Origin of the sequence: Sphingosinicella sp., from assembly GCF_052388015.1 — a bacterium.
Taxonomy (GTDB): domain Bacteria; phylum Pseudomonadota; class Alphaproteobacteria; order Sphingomonadales; family Sphingomonadaceae; genus Allosphingosinicella.
In genome coordinates this window covers 1-12155 of sequence record NZ_JBQTIN010000011.1, presented here as the reverse complement: position 1 = coordinate 12155, position 12155 = coordinate 1, and the positions used below count along the sequence as shown (strand labels likewise).

Genomic DNA, 12155 nt, shown 5'->3' with positions numbered 1-12155 from the left:
GCCGAGCTTCAACCTGCGCATCGTCTTCGAGGGCGAGGAGGAAGCGGGCTCGCCCAATCTCGCCGCCCTGCTTCGCCGCCATCGCGACACGCTCCGCTCCGACGGCTGGATCATCATCGACGGCCCGGCCCACCAGTCCGGCCCGCCGCAGCTCAGCCTCGGCGTGCGCGGCGACGTCAACATGGAGGTCACGGTCCACGGCCCCGTCCGCCCGCTGCACAGCGGCCATTACGGCAATTGGGCGCCCAACCCGGCCCAGATGCTGGCCGAATTGCTCGCCTCGATGCGCGACGAGAACGGCCGCGTGACGATCGCCGGCTTCTACGACGATGTCGTGCCGCTGACCGCCGCCGAGCGCGCCGCGATCGCCGCCGCGCCCGTGCCCGACGATCAGCTCCGCCGCGAACTCGGCCTCGCCCGCACCGAGGGCAATGGCGCGCGTCTCACCGAGCTGATCAACCTTCCCTCGCTCAACATCAACGGCTTCCGCAGCGCCGATGTCGGCGAGCGCTCGCGCAACGTCATCCCGACGACCGCGACCGCGGCGCTCGACCTCCGCTTGGTCCTCGGCAACACGCCGGACCGACAGGTCGACCGGGTGATCGCCCACATCCGCGCCCAGGGCTATGAGGTGCTCGACCGCGAACCGACGATGGCCGAGCGCCGCCGCTTCCCGCGCATCGCCACCGTCACCCGCGAACGCGGCTATCCCGCGGAGCGGACGTCGCTCGACAACCCGCTCGCCCAGTCGCTCACCCGGGCGCTGCGCGCCAATGGCGATTTGGTCGTGCTGCCCAGCCTCGGCGGCAGCCTGCCGCTCTACCTCATCCGTCAGGAGCTGGGCGCGGCGACGATCACGCTCGGCCTGTGGAACCACGACAACAACCAGCATGCCGAGGACGAGAATGTCCGCGTCGGCCATCTCCTGAACGGCATCGTCGCCGTGGCCAACGTCCTGACGATGGAGTAGCGGGGCGCGGATGAGCGTCACCGTACGTCCCGTCGCCAGCAAGGCCGACAAAAAGGCCTTCGTCGAGCTCGCTTACCGGCTCAATGCCGGCGACCCGAACTGGGTGCCGCCGCTGAAGGACGAAGTCCGCGGCCTGATCACGCCGGGCAAGAACCCCTGGTTCGAGCATGCAGAGGCGCAATTCTTCCTCGCCGAACGGGGCGGCAAGCCCGTCGGCCGGATTTCCGCCCAGGTCGACCAGCTCGTGCTCGAGCATATGGGCGCCGGACTCGGCCAGTGGGGGATGTTCGAGGCCGAGGACGAGGCGATCGCGCATGCCTTGCTCGCCGCGGCCGAAGACTGGCTCAGGGCGAAGGGCATGACCCGCTCGATGGGCCCCTTCTCGCTCGGCATCTGGGACGAGCCCGGGCTGCTGGTCGAGGGCCACGATCATCCGCCGATGGTGATGATGGGGCACAACCGGGCCGAATATCAGGGCTGGATCGAAGGCGCGGGCTATCGGGGCGTCAAGGATCTCTACACCTACGACGTGCCGTCCGACCGCCCCTTTCCGCCGATCGTCGAACGGATCGTCGCCTCGGGCGAGAAGAATCCGCGAATTCGCATCCGCAAGGTCGACAAGAGCCGCTTTGCGGAGGAATCGGCGCTGATCCTCTCGATCCTCAACGAGGCCTGGTCGGACAATTGGGGCTTCATCCCGCTGACCGACAGCGAGATCGCTTATGCGGGCAAGAAGCTCAAACCCATCGTGCTCGAGGACATGATCCTGGTCGCCGAATATGACGCGGAGGAGGGCACCGGGATCGAGCCGGTCGCCTTCATGATCGGCCTGCCCGACGTCAACGAGTTCATCCGGGATCTGAAGGGCGAGCTCTTCCCCTTCGGCTTCGTTAAATTGCTCTGGCGGCTGAAGCGGATGCGGCCCACGGGCGGCCGCGTGCCGCTGATGGGCGTGGTGAAGAAGCTGCACGCGACCCGCCTCGCCAGCCAGCTCGCCTTCATGATGATCGAATATATCCGCCGCGCCGGCAACGGCCATTACGGCATCACCCGCGCCGAGGTCGGCTGGATCCTCGACGACAACGCACCGATGCTCTCGATCGCCAACGCGATCGAGGCGCGCCGCAACCGCACCTACCGCATCTACGAGAAGGCGCTGCGGCAATGAGGCAAGTGGGGGCGATCGCTCTGCTGGCGCTTTCGGCTTGCACCCCGATTGGCGGCGACCGGAACAATGTCGTCGAGCCGGCCAATCAGTCCGCCGCCAATCGCGCGGCCCCGGCGCCAGTGCCCGCCCCCACCGCCGAATCGCCGCTTGTCGGCCGCTGGGCGGATGTCGGCGCCAGCTGCGCGAACCCGGTGGAGATTTTCGGCAACGGCACTTTCCGGGCCGTCGATGGCAGCCGTGGCCACTGGCGGGTGGAAGGCGATCGGCTGCGGATAAACGTCGGCGCGCGCGTCTTCAATTTCCAGCTCGTCTCGGTCACCCGCGACCGCCTTGATGTGATCGACGGAAACGGCCAGCGCGGCGCCTCGGTCCGTTGTCCATGACCGGCCGCGCGGCGCTGGCCCTGCTTCTGTTCGCCGCCCCGGCCGCGGCGCAGCGCGTGCCGCCGCTCACACCTTCGTTCATGGTCGGGCGCTGGACCGACAATGGCGATTGCGCGCGCTATGTGATCTTCCGCAGCGACGGCACCTTTCTGTCCCATGCCGGCGGCGAAGGGACCTGGCGGCTGGCGCGCGATCGCCTGACCCTGACGCCGCGCGGAGGCCGTGCGACCGTGCTGGGCGCGACCGTCCTCGCCCAAGGCCGCATCGCGATCGTCAACCCGGACGGCTCGCGCGGCGTCTCGGAGCGCTGTCCGGCCCGCTGAAGCGAAGCGGCGGCGCGCCCGGCTGCCGCGATCGCCGCTTCGCGACTCGTCGGCGACATGCTAAGCGAAGCCCCGGCGCGCGTAACACGGTAAATCTTGCTGCCGTAGCACGGGTCCGGCCCCCAGGCCGTCCGAACGCTTAGTGGGGAATGCAAGTCCCACCGCGCGCCACCGCCCGTCCCTTTGGCTGTCTCTTCTGCTTGTTCGGCGCTCAGCCGCAGGGCCCCCCCTCGCCGCGATTGCGGCAGGAATCGAGGCCCTCTAGGATGTACCGGCTGCCGCGACGCTGCTCCTCGGCGGTGCGGTCCCATTCCGCCTTGGTCAGGCAGACGCGGCGGCGGGCGGCTACCCAGCCGGTCTCACCCTGGGTCCGGCAGATCCGCCTGCCCTTGCTTTCAGGGGCATCCTTCTGGGTCATCTGGGCAAGGCTCGATGCATCGAGCGCGATCAGCGACAGGGGAATTGCGACTCCCGCGATCAGAGCTCTCAGCATGCCAGCCTCCTCGAACCGAACGGCGCTCAGGCTAGTCCCGCAATGAGCCGCGCGCAATCCGGGCTCAATCGGCGAGCTGCACCCAGGTAGGGGCATGGTCGCTCGCCTTTTCCCGGCCGCGATAGTCCTTGTCGACGCCGGCGTCGCGAAGCCGGTCGGCGGCTTGCGCGCTGAGCAGCAGGTGATCGATCCTGAAGCCCGCATCGCGCTCCCAGCCGCGCATCTGATAATCCCAGAACGTATATTGCGGCCCGTCGGGATGGCGGGTCCGGATCGCGTCCGTGAAGCCGAGATTGGCGATCGTGCGGAACGCCGCCCGGCTCTGCGGCTGGGCGAGCGCGTCCGATGCCATCGCCTTGGCCGAGAAGACGTCGTCGGGATCGTCGGTCGGAATCACGTTCCAGTCGCCGGCGAGCACGACCGGTTTCTCCTCGGCCAGCAGCTCGACCGCAAGGGCGCGAAGCCGGTCCATCCAGGCGAGCTTGTAGGCGAACTTCTCCGTGCCAACTGGATTTCCGTTAGGCAGGTAGATCGAGGCCACGACCACGCCGGCCACGTCGGCCTCGATATAGCGGCTGTGCGTATCGTCCGGATCGCCGGGAAGGCCGATGCGGCGCAGCGCCGGCAGCGACGCGGCGGGGGTCAGGATGGCGACGCCGTTGAACCCCTTCTGGCCGTGCCAGACGCCGTCATAACCGGCGGCGCGCAGATCCAGGATCGGGAAGCTGTCGTCGTCGCACTTCAGCTCCTGCAGGCAGAGGATGTCGGGCTTCTGCTCGTCGAGATATTCGATCAGGCGCGGCAGCCGGGCGCGAATGCCATTGAGGTTGTAGCTGACGATCTTCATGACCCGCGCATAGCAGCCGGGCGCAGGCCGGGAATAGGCCGCGATTTGCCTTGTTCCGCCGCAAGCGTCATGCTGCCCTGAAGCAAGTAAGAGAGCGGGACGAGGATTTGGAAACGGCAGCGGCAGGAAAAAGCGGGCGCATCCGGTTGACATCGCATCCCGGCTCGCGCCGGCCGGGGCGTTTCCAGCTCAAGTGGGGCGCGCCAACCGCCGCCGAGCGCGGCCCGGTCATCGCCACCGTCAACGCCGGCGGGGACCGCAATGCGATCGGCGCGCATGGCGGCTCCTATTGCATCTACCGCGCGCTGGCGATCTCGTCCGGCGCGATGGACCCGCAGGCGCGGCCCGACCTCAACGACACGGCGCCGGTCTGCGAGATCGGGCCCCATCCGCAATGGGGCGATCCCGGCAAGATCGTCTCGCTCGACCCCTGGGGCCATCGCGTCGCGCATGATTTCGCCGTGCCACTGGCCGACGGGCTCGACCTCCGCCCGTCGATCGCGATCACCAAGGCGCGGCTCACTTTGCCGGAGATCCAGGACGCGATCGAAGCGGGCCGGCTGGACGTGGACGGCGACATCGTCCGCGAAGCCGGAGACGTCTCCGTCACCAAGATGGCCGTCGATCCGGTCTGGTGGCTGCCCGGCGTCGCCGAGCGTTTCGGGGTGAGCGAATCCAGCCTTCGGCGCTGCCTGTTCGAGGAGACCGGCGGCATGTATCCGGAGCTCGTCACCCGGCCGGACATGTCGGTTTTCCTGCCGCCAATCGGCGGCATGACGCTCTACGTCTTCGGCGACCCGGCCGAGCTGGGCCGCAAGACCCTCACCTGCCGCGTCCATGACGAATGCAACGGATCGGACGTGTTCGGCTCCGATATCTGCACCTGCCGCCCCTATCTCACCCACGGCATCGAGGAGGCGACCCGGGCCGCGCAGCAGGGCGGCGTCGGCCTCATCGTCTACAACCGCAAGGAAGGCCGCGCGCTCGGCGAGGTGACCAAGTTCCTCGTCTACAACGCCCGCAAGCGCCAGCCGGGCGGCGATCAGGCGGCGACCTATTTCGAGCGCACCGAATGCGTCGCCGGCGTTCAGGACGCGCGCTTCCAGCAATTGATGCCGGACGTGATCCACTGGCTCGGGATCAGCCGCATCGACCGCTTCGTGTCGATGTCCAATATGAAATATGATGCCCTCGCCGGCGGCGGGATCGAGATCGGCGAGCGCGTTCCGATCCCCGACTGGCTGGTTCCCGAGGACGCGAGCGTCGAGATGGAAGCGAAGAAGGCGGCCGGCTATTTCACCACCGAAGCGCCGCCGAGCGCCGACGCGCTCAAGAAGACCGTCGGCCGCGATCTCGGCAAATTCTAGCCCGAATGGTCGACACGTCCGAAGCTCTGCACAGCCTGCTCAACGCCGCCGCGGTCCGTGAGCGGGCGCACGAAATGCTCGACCTCGCGGTCGCGGGTAAAGTCGAGGGGTGGGCGGTCGATCTCGGCCGCCTTCCCACCGCCGCCGATCTGGTCGCTTCGATAACGCGCGAGCGTTTCCCGACCCTCGACATCCCGTTCCATGCCCGCTGGCGCCACTTCGTCGCGGGAGCCCCGGAATTGCCGAGCGGCGACCCGGCGGAGCTTGCCCGCGCGGCCTTCGAGCTTGCCATCCTTTCGGTACTACTCGACGCCGGCGCGGGGCCGGCCTGGCATTATGTCGACCCGAAGAGCGGCCAGACGCTGAAACGCTCGGAAGGGCTGGCTGTCGCAAGCCAGCGCATGGTCGAGGCTGGCGCGTTGAACGATCTCGCCTACCTTGAAACCGAGACGCTGGCGCGCGGTTTTCAGGTCTCGGAGGACAATCCGCTTCTGGGCCTGGACGGCCGCGTTGCTTTGCTCCGTCGCCTCGGCGCCCAAATCCGCGCGCGGCCGGACCTGTTTGTGGGCGGACGTCTCGGCGGGCTCCACGACTTTCTCGCGGCGCGGGCGGATGGAAGCAGTCTACCCGCCACGGCGATCCTCGAACTGCTGCTCGAGGCGCTGGGGCCGATCTGGGCGGACCGGCTGATGATCGACGGCATACATCTGGGCGATTGCTGGCGCCATCCGGCGATCCGGCGCGACGAGGCCAGCGACGGCCTGGTGCCGCTGCACAAGCTCTCGCAATGGCTGGCTTATTCGCTGATCGAGCCGCTGCAGGATTCCGGCATCGCGGTGGTCGAGATCGACGGCCTCACCGGCCTCGCCGAATATCGCAACGGCGGCCTGTTCGTGGACATGGACGTGCTCCAGCTCGCCGACCCGGCCGACGCGTCGCGGACGCACAACGTCTCCGACCCGTTGATCGTCGCCTGGCGCGCGATGACCGTCGCACTGCTCGACCGGATGGCGCCCCTCGTCCGCGAGCGGCTCGGCGTGAGCACGGCGGACTTCCCGCTCGCCCGCATGCTCGAGGGCGGCAGCTGGGTCGCCGGCCGCCGCATCGCCGCCGACCGCCGCCCGGACGGCGGTCCGCCATTCACCATCATCAGCGACGGGACGGTGTTCTGACCATGCAAGGCCTCACAATCGTCGACCACCCGCTGGTCCAGCACAAGCTCACCCTGCTGCGCGACCGGAACAGTTCGACCAACCTGTTCCGCTCTGTCGTCCGCGAGATCGCGACCCTGCTCTGCTATGAAGTGACCCGCGATCTGCCGACCGAGTTTATCGGCGTCGAGACGCCGATCGCCACCGCGCGCGCTCCCACCATTGCCGGCAAGAAGCTGGTCGTCGCGCCGGTGCTGCGCGCCGGCCTCGCCATGGCGGAGGGCATGCTGGACCTCGTCCCCTCCGCCCGCGTCGCCCATATCGGCCTCTATCGCGATCCGATCACGCTCCAGGCGGTCGAATATTATTTCAAGGCCCCGGAGGACGTGGCCGACCGCCGCGTCATCGTCGTCGACCCGATGCTGGCGACCGGTCATACCGCGATCGCCGCGCTCGACCTGCTCAAGGAGGCGGGCGTGACGGATCTGCGCTTCGTCTGCCTGCTCGCCTCCCGCCCCGGCGCGGAGGCGGTGCGCGCCGCTCATCCCGACGTGCCGGTCTGGGCCGCGGCGATGGATCCCGAGCTCAATGATCACGGCTATATTGTCCCCGGCCTCGGCGACGCCGGCGACCGCACCTTCGGGACCCGCTAAGGGTCGCGTTTAACTGCGCTTTACCCTTGGCCGGTACAAGGCGGCCATGGCGACGCGCGTCCTGTTGACGATCGATACCGAACTGACCTGGCGGCATTATGCGCGAGGCGCCGGCTGGCGCGAGAATCTCGCCTACAGCTACGACCCCGCGGGCGTGGGCATTCCTTACCAGCTCGATCGGCTGCGCCGGCACGGCCTCAGCGCCTGCTTCTTCGTCGATCCGATGCCGGCTCTGGTCTACGGCCTCGATCCCGTCCGCCGCATGGTGGAGCCGATCCTGGAGGCCGGGCAGGAGGTCCAGCTTCACCTGCACAGCTTCTGGCACGATCTGGCAAACGGCCGCCGCGACGATGCGCGCTTCGAGCTCACCGATTTCGCGGCGGACGAGCAGCACAGTCTGATCGAGACCGCGCGCGACCTTCTCATCGCCGCGGGCGCGCCGGCGCCGATCGCCTTCCGCTCCGGCAGCTATGCCGTGACCGGCGACACGCTGCGCGCGCTTGGCCGCGTCGGGCTGCGCTACGACAGCAGCCACAATGGCACCGACCATCCCTGGCCGAGCGCCCTGCCCCTCGCGCCCGCATTGATGGACCCGGCCGAATGCGGGGGCGTCGTCGAGATTCCGATAAGTCAGATCGCTGTGGGCAACGGAGGGCTGCGCCACTTGCAGATCTGCGCTCTCTCGAGCCAGGAGATGGAGGCGGCGTTGCGCCACGCCGCCCGCAATGAGCATCCCGTCACCACCATCGTCGGTCACAGCTTCGAGCTGGCGACGCGCGACGGCCGACGGGTAAACCAACTGGTGCGCGGGCGGTTCGACCGACTCTGCGCCTTCCTGGAGGCGAACGCGCAAGCGATGCCTACCGCGACTTTCGCCGGGCTCGACGTGAGCCTGCCCATCCGCGCGGCCCGCCCGCTGCCGGCGCAGACGCTGCGTATGGCATGGCGGATGGCCGAGCAGGCCTGGGGCACGGCGCGCTACGAGAAGCCGGTTCTGGGTGCGGCGCTCATTGCCATCCCACCGATCGCGGCGCTCGGGGACCTGGTCATCTATGCCGGCCTCTGAGGTCGCCCTGCCGCTCAGGGTAGGCGCGCGCACCCTCATCACTCTGCGTCGCCGACTCGCGCGCCGCACCTTGTCGCTCGACGAGGCGCTCGGCGGCGCGCTGCCGGCCCTGCCCGACCTGACCGACGGCGAGCAGGGCTATTTCGTCACCGCGCTGCCGGCCGCTCTTGTCGGCCCCCTGACCGCAGGTCGTCGCGCGCTGAAGCCCTTCGTCCGGCAGCGCTACCGCCGCAGCTATGCGCGCCTCGACCAGGATTTCGACACCTATTTCGCCGACTTCTCGGCCAAGAGCCGCTCCACCTGCAAGCGCAAGCTCCGCAAGCTCGCCGAGCGGTCGGGCGGCGCGCTGGACTTGCGTTGCTATCGCACCGAGGACGAGATCGGCGTCTTCTACGCGCTGGCGCGCGGCCTCTCGGCCAAGACCTATCAGGAGCGCCGGCTCGGCGCCGGCCTTCCCGACGGGCCGCAGGCACTGGCCGGGATGCGCGCTCTGGCTCGGGCCGACCGTGCGCGCGGCTGGCTGCTGTTCGTCGCGGACAGGCCGGTCGCCTATCTCTGGGCGCCGGCCGAGGGCCTCACCCTTATCTACGCCTATCTCGGCTACGATCCCGACTTCGCCGACTATTCGCCGGGGACCGTGCTCCAGCTCGAGGCGATGCGCCAGCTGATGGAAGAGCGGCGCTTCCGGCTGTTCGACTTCACCGAAGGCGACGGCCAGCACAAAAGGCTGTTCGCCACCGACGGGGTCGATTGTGTCGATCTGCTGCTGATGCGCCGGACTCCGGGACTCCTCGCCACCGGTTTCATGCTTGCAGCGTTCGACGGAGCGGTGGCGCTGGCGAAACGGGTCGCGGGCGGCGGGCCGGCACGGCGCCCGCGCCGCTAGCCGCGCCGTTCCCAGAACGGCCGCGCCAGCGCCCCGGCAAGCCGGCCGCGAACGAACAGGCAATCGACCAGGTCCGGCCCCGGCTCGGCCCCCATCTCGGTCTTGTAGCCGGGATCGCCCGCGCCCCAGCCGATCGTCTCGACCCCCGCCGCCGCCGCCTCGGCGAAATCGCGATAGAGCAAAATGCGGCCCGGGCTGCCCTCGGCGAAGCGGTCGCTGTAGCCGTTGGCAATGTAATAGCGAGTCGTCCCGCTGGCGACGCTGAAGGTGAAGGCGGCGGGCGCGCCGCCGATGCGAAGCACGGAGCAGGACAGCATCGCCGCGAGCGCCGGATCCTGGAGCGCCCGCGCCCAGATCCGGCGCCTCGCCGGGTCGACGAACTTCGTATCGCCCTTCTGCGCCACCCAGCTTTCCGCCTCGATCGCCGCCAGCACGTCCAACACGTCATCCTTCCAGGCCGCGCCGCCGACCGTCTGGAACTCCAGATCACCCTGCTCGGCGAGGCGGCGTTCGAGCCAGCGATTCTTGCGCAACGTCTTTGTCGACGGCCAGGTGCCCTCGGCCGTCAGGCGCTTGAGATCGACGCGATAGGTGGTGGCGATCCGGCGGCGCAGCAGGGTCCAGCCGCTGCCGGCGGCGAGCCCGGCGAAGCGGACCAGCGCCGGATCATCGGCCGGGACAGGCCCCCAGCGCCAGGCCCGGCCGAGGCGGGGGCTGCGGAGGAGCGCCTGAAGCTCGGCATCGCCGCAATCGCCGGCGACGGGCAGGCTGCGGAACGGCCAGTAGCAGCCCGGGACCTCGCTCAGCCGCGCAGCCTTCGGCTTGCGCGCGACAAGCGGGATCGCGGCCGCCGGCGCGCCGTCGCGGCGCCGCGCCACCACGGTAATCAGGGACGAGTCCGCCGTCGCCTCGAACCAGGCGGCGCGCAGGAAACCGAGCCCTTCCGCCGCGAACGCCAGCTGATCGAGACAGGCTGCGGCGCCCGCGACGACGAGCACGACCGCCCGCCGTCCCGCCGCCGCCGGATCGATCTTCATATGCAGCATGCGACAACCCTCGGCGCCCGCCCGTAGCGCGAAGAGGCGAATATTGGCTTAAAACGCGGCCATTATTGGCTTAAAACGCGGCCATGGATCTGGGCCCTAAACGCTGAAGCTGGTCCCGCAGCCGCAGCCCGAGGCGGCGTTGGGGTTGGCGACCTGGAAGGCCGCGCCGCCGAGGCTCTCGACGAAATCGACCGTCGCGCCGCGCACCAGATCGAGCGTCACCGGGTCGACGACGAGGCTCACCCCGTCCTGCTCGACCCTCGTGTCGTCCGCCTCGACCGCGTCGGCGAGCCCGAACTGATACTGGAAGCCGGCGCAGCCGCCGCCTTCCACCGAGAGGCGCAGGATCGCCGGCCTGCCCTGGCGGGCGGCGATCGTGGCGACGCGCTTCGCGGCGCTGGGAGAAAGGGCGATGTCGGCCATGACGGCAAGATAGGGGCTCGCACCGGAAATCGCCAGAGCGGCGCGATCAGCGCCCGCTGCGATAGCCGCAGACGATGCCGAACAGGAACGACATGAACAGGCCGAGCTGCACCTGTCCATGCGGATCGTGCCAGCCCAGATAGTGGTGGCCGAACGCGAACAGGCCGATGAAACAGCCGAGCGCGATGCCCATCATGGCCGTGACTCTCCAACCATAAGGCGAAGAGGGTCGCACCAATTGGTAAAGCGCCGATGAACGCTTGCCCGGCCGCCGGAGGAGCGCCATAGGCGCGGCCATCACTCGCATCGCACCGGGACCGTCGATGAAGATCCGCATCTATGTGACGCTCAAGGCCGGCGTGCTCGATCCTCAGGGCAAGGCGATCCAACACGCGCTCGAAGGCCTCGGCTTCGCCGGCGTCCATGACGCGCGCGCCGGCAAGCTGATCGAGCTCGAAGTGGACGACAGCGTCACGGACACCCAGCTCGACGACATGTGCCGCAAGCTGCTCGCGAACATGGTGATCGAGAATTATCGGATCGAGCGCGTCGCCGTGCCGGAAAGAGCCCCCGCATGAAGAGCGCGGTGATCGTCTTCCCCGGCTCCAATTGCGACCGGGACATGGCGGAGGCGCTGAAGCTCGTGACCGGCCGCGCGCCGGCGATGGTCTGGCACCGCGACACCGATCTGCCCGAACGGCTCGACCTGATCGCGATTCCCGGCGGCTTTTCCTATGGCGATTATCTGCGCTCCGGCGCGATGGCGGCCGTTTCGCCGGTGATCCGCGCGGTCAAGGAAGCAGCCGAGCGCGGCGCGATGGTGCTCGGCGTCTGCAACGGTTTCCAGGTGCTGACCGAGACGGGGCTGCTGCCCGGCGCGCTGATGCGCAACGCCGGCATCCGCTTCGTCTGCCGCGACGTGGCCTTGAGGACCGAGAACAGCCAGAGCATCTTCACCGCCCGTTACGCAGCCGGCGAGGAGATCATGCTCCCGGTCGCCCATCATGACGGCAATTATCAGGCCGACTCGGAAACGCTGGATCGGCTGGAGGGCGAAGGCCGGATCGCGTTCCGCTACACCGGCGCGGTCAACGGCTCGGCGCGCGACATCGCCGGCATCCTGAACGCCAGCGGAAACGTCCTCGGGATGATGCCCCACCCCGAGCGGGCGGTGGAGCCGGCGCATGGCCGCACGGATGGGCGGCGGTTGTTCGAGGCGCTGGTCGAGACGCTGGCCCCGACGGCCTGAACCTAAGAGCGCATTAGCAGCATCGTCAGGCCGGCGACGGCGAACAGCGCCAGCACCTGCACGCCGCGCCAGGGCATCCATCCCCAGCCGTCGATCGTGCGCCGACGCACCCGGCGCCAATCCGCGACGC

At 68.9% G+C, this 12155-nt stretch carries 16 protein-coding genes; 11 read left to right on the top strand and 5 right to left on the bottom strand.

Annotated elements, in window-relative coordinates; genetic code table 11:
- The 4 genes from ACT4N3_RS00725 to ACT4N3_RS00710 all read left to right on the top strand — a co-directional run.
- Positions 1-970, top strand: a 970-nt coding sequence (locus ACT4N3_RS00725; protein WP_444853288.1) for a M20/M25/M40 family metallo-hydrolase, incomplete at its 5' end; no start/stop codon positions are given.
- A 10-nt stretch (positions 971-980) separates the two neighbouring features.
- Positions 981-2138, top strand: a complete 1158-nt coding sequence (locus tag ACT4N3_RS00720; protein ID WP_444853287.1) for an N-acetyltransferase — start codon at positions 981-983, stop codon at positions 2136-2138.
- Entirely contained in the window at positions 2135-2521 is a 387-nt protein-coding gene (locus ACT4N3_RS00715) for a hypothetical protein (RefSeq protein ID WP_444853286.1), read from the top strand. Before ACT4N3_RS00720 ends, ACT4N3_RS00715 begins: the two co-directional genes overlap by 4 nt.
- Positions 2518-2844 (top strand): hypothetical protein, encoded by a 327-nt coding sequence (locus ACT4N3_RS00710; protein WP_444853285.1) that lies wholly within the window; start codon positions 2518-2520, stop codon positions 2842-2844. Before ACT4N3_RS00715 ends, ACT4N3_RS00710 begins: the two co-directional genes overlap by 4 nt.
- A 211-nt stretch (positions 2845-3055) precedes the next feature.
- On the opposite strand, the gene ACT4N3_RS00705 is transcribed toward ACT4N3_RS00710, so the two are convergent.
- Positions 3056-3337: a hypothetical protein gene (locus tag ACT4N3_RS00705; protein ID WP_444853284.1), complete on the bottom strand. Its 282-nt coding sequence runs from the start codon at positions 3335-3337 to the stop codon at positions 3056-3058.
- 64 nt (positions 3338-3401) lie between these two features.
- A complete protein-coding gene (xth, locus tag ACT4N3_RS00700) occupies positions 3402-4184 on the bottom strand; it encodes an exodeoxyribonuclease III (RefSeq protein WP_444853283.1) in 783 nt (260 codons plus the stop codon).
- A gap of 50 nt (positions 4185-4234) precedes the next feature.
- Here xth and ACT4N3_RS00695 point away from each other — a divergent pair, with 50 nt between their 5' ends.
- Genes ACT4N3_RS00695 through ACT4N3_RS00675 form a run of 5 tightly spaced genes read left to right on the top strand, consistent with a single transcriptional unit; the run spans position 4235 to position 9307 of the window.
- Complete coding sequence (locus ACT4N3_RS00695) at positions 4235-5551, top strand: GTP cyclohydrolase II (protein ID WP_444853282.1); 1317 nt, start codon at positions 4235-4237, stop codon at positions 5549-5551.
- Between the two features lie 5 nt (positions 5552-5556).
- On the top strand, positions 5557-6723 hold the full coding sequence (locus ACT4N3_RS00690) for a DUF1688 family protein (protein ID WP_444853281.1): 1167 nt from the start codon (positions 5557-5559) through the stop codon (positions 6721-6723).
- Between the two features lie 2 nt (positions 6724-6725).
- Positions 6726-7355 carry a uracil phosphoribosyltransferase gene (upp, locus tag ACT4N3_RS00685; protein WP_444853280.1) on the top strand — a complete coding sequence of 210 codons (630 nt, stop codon included), beginning with the start codon at positions 6726-6728 and terminating at the stop codon, positions 7353-7355.
- 46 nt (positions 7356-7401) lie between these two features.
- A complete protein-coding gene (locus ACT4N3_RS00680; protein WP_444853279.1) occupies positions 7402-8421 on the top strand; it encodes a polysaccharide deacetylase in 1020 nt (339 codons plus the stop codon).
- On the top strand, positions 8408-9307 hold the full coding sequence (locus tag ACT4N3_RS00675) for a GNAT family N-acetyltransferase (RefSeq protein ID WP_444853278.1): 900 nt from the start codon (positions 8408-8410) through the stop codon (positions 9305-9307). Before ACT4N3_RS00680 ends, ACT4N3_RS00675 begins: the two co-directional genes overlap by 14 nt.
- Here ACT4N3_RS00675 and ACT4N3_RS00670 read toward each other — a convergent pair.
- The 3 genes from ACT4N3_RS00670 to ACT4N3_RS00660 form a co-directional block, all read right to left on the bottom strand.
- A complete protein-coding gene (locus ACT4N3_RS00670; RefSeq protein ID WP_444853277.1) occupies positions 9304-10353 on the bottom strand; it encodes a GNAT family N-acetyltransferase in 1050 nt (349 codons plus the stop codon). The two genes, ACT4N3_RS00675 and ACT4N3_RS00670, sit on opposite strands and share 4 nt — an antisense overlap.
- 96 nt (positions 10354-10449) lie before the next feature.
- Positions 10450-10776: an iron-sulfur cluster insertion protein ErpA gene (erpA, locus tag ACT4N3_RS00665; RefSeq protein WP_444853276.1), complete on the bottom strand. Its 327-nt coding sequence runs from the start codon at positions 10774-10776 to the stop codon at positions 10450-10452.
- Between the two features lie 46 nt (positions 10777-10822).
- Positions 10823-10972, bottom strand: coding sequence for a hypothetical protein (locus ACT4N3_RS00660; protein WP_444853275.1), 150 nt, complete (start codon positions 10970-10972; stop codon positions 10823-10825).
- Positions 10973-11099: 127 nt separating this feature from the next.
- Here ACT4N3_RS00660 and purS point away from each other — a divergent pair, with 127 nt between their 5' ends.
- Entirely contained in the window at positions 11100-11354 is a 255-nt protein-coding gene (purS, locus tag ACT4N3_RS00655; RefSeq protein WP_444853274.1) for a phosphoribosylformylglycinamidine synthase subunit PurS, read from the top strand.
- Positions 11351-12025, top strand: coding sequence for a phosphoribosylformylglycinamidine synthase subunit PurQ (gene purQ / locus ACT4N3_RS00650; RefSeq protein WP_444853273.1), 675 nt, complete (start codon positions 11351-11353; stop codon positions 12023-12025). The genes purS and purQ overlap by 4 nt, the downstream gene beginning before the upstream one ends.
- Positions 12026-12155: the final 130 nt, after the last annotated feature.

What these genes read in the sequence shown, in the direction of transcription:
- ACT4N3_RS00720 (WP_444853287.1), top strand. Translation starts at nt 981, where the DNA reads ATGAGCGTCACCGTACGTCCCGTCGCCAGCAAGGCCGACAAAAAGGCC.
- ACT4N3_RS00715 (WP_444853286.1), top strand. Translation starts at nt 2,135, where the DNA reads ATGAGGCAAGTGGGGGCGATCGCTCTGCTGGCGCTTTCGGCTTGCACC.
- ACT4N3_RS00710 (WP_444853285.1), top strand. Translation starts at nt 2,518, where the DNA reads ATGACCGGCCGCGCGGCGCTGGCCCTGCTTCTGTTCGCCGCCCCGGCC.
- ACT4N3_RS00705 (WP_444853284.1), bottom strand. Translation starts at nt 3,337, where the DNA reads ATGCTGAGAGCTCTGATCGCGGGAGTCGCAATTCCCCTGTCGCTGATC.
- xth (WP_444853283.1), bottom strand. Translation starts at nt 4,184, where the DNA reads ATGAAGATCGTCAGCTACAACCTCAATGGCATTCGCGCCCGGCTGCCG.
- ACT4N3_RS00690 (WP_444853281.1), top strand. Translation starts at nt 5,557, where the DNA reads ATGGTCGACACGTCCGAAGCTCTGCACAGCCTGCTCAACGCCGCCGCG.
- upp (WP_444853280.1), top strand. Translation starts at nt 6,726, where the DNA reads ATGCAAGGCCTCACAATCGTCGACCACCCGCTGGTCCAGCACAAGCTC.
- ACT4N3_RS00680 (WP_444853279.1), top strand. Translation starts at nt 7,402, where the DNA reads ATGGCGACGCGCGTCCTGTTGACGATCGATACCGAACTGACCTGGCGG.
- ACT4N3_RS00675 (WP_444853278.1), top strand. Translation starts at nt 8,408, where the DNA reads ATGCCGGCCTCTGAGGTCGCCCTGCCGCTCAGGGTAGGCGCGCGCACC.
- ACT4N3_RS00670 (WP_444853277.1), bottom strand. Translation starts at nt 10,353, where the DNA reads ATGCTGCATATGAAGATCGATCCGGCGGCGGCGGGACGGCGGGCGGTC.
- erpA (WP_444853276.1), bottom strand. Translation starts at nt 10,776, where the DNA reads ATGGCCGACATCGCCCTTTCTCCCAGCGCCGCGAAGCGCGTCGCCACG.
- ACT4N3_RS00660 (WP_444853275.1), bottom strand. Translation starts at nt 10,972, where the DNA reads ATGATGGGCATCGCGCTCGGCTGTTTCATCGGCCTGTTCGCGTTCGGC.
- purS (WP_444853274.1), top strand. Translation starts at nt 11,100, where the DNA reads ATGAAGATCCGCATCTATGTGACGCTCAAGGCCGGCGTGCTCGATCCT.
- purQ (WP_444853273.1), top strand. Translation starts at nt 11,351, where the DNA reads ATGAAGAGCGCGGTGATCGTCTTCCCCGGCTCCAATTGCGACCGGGAC.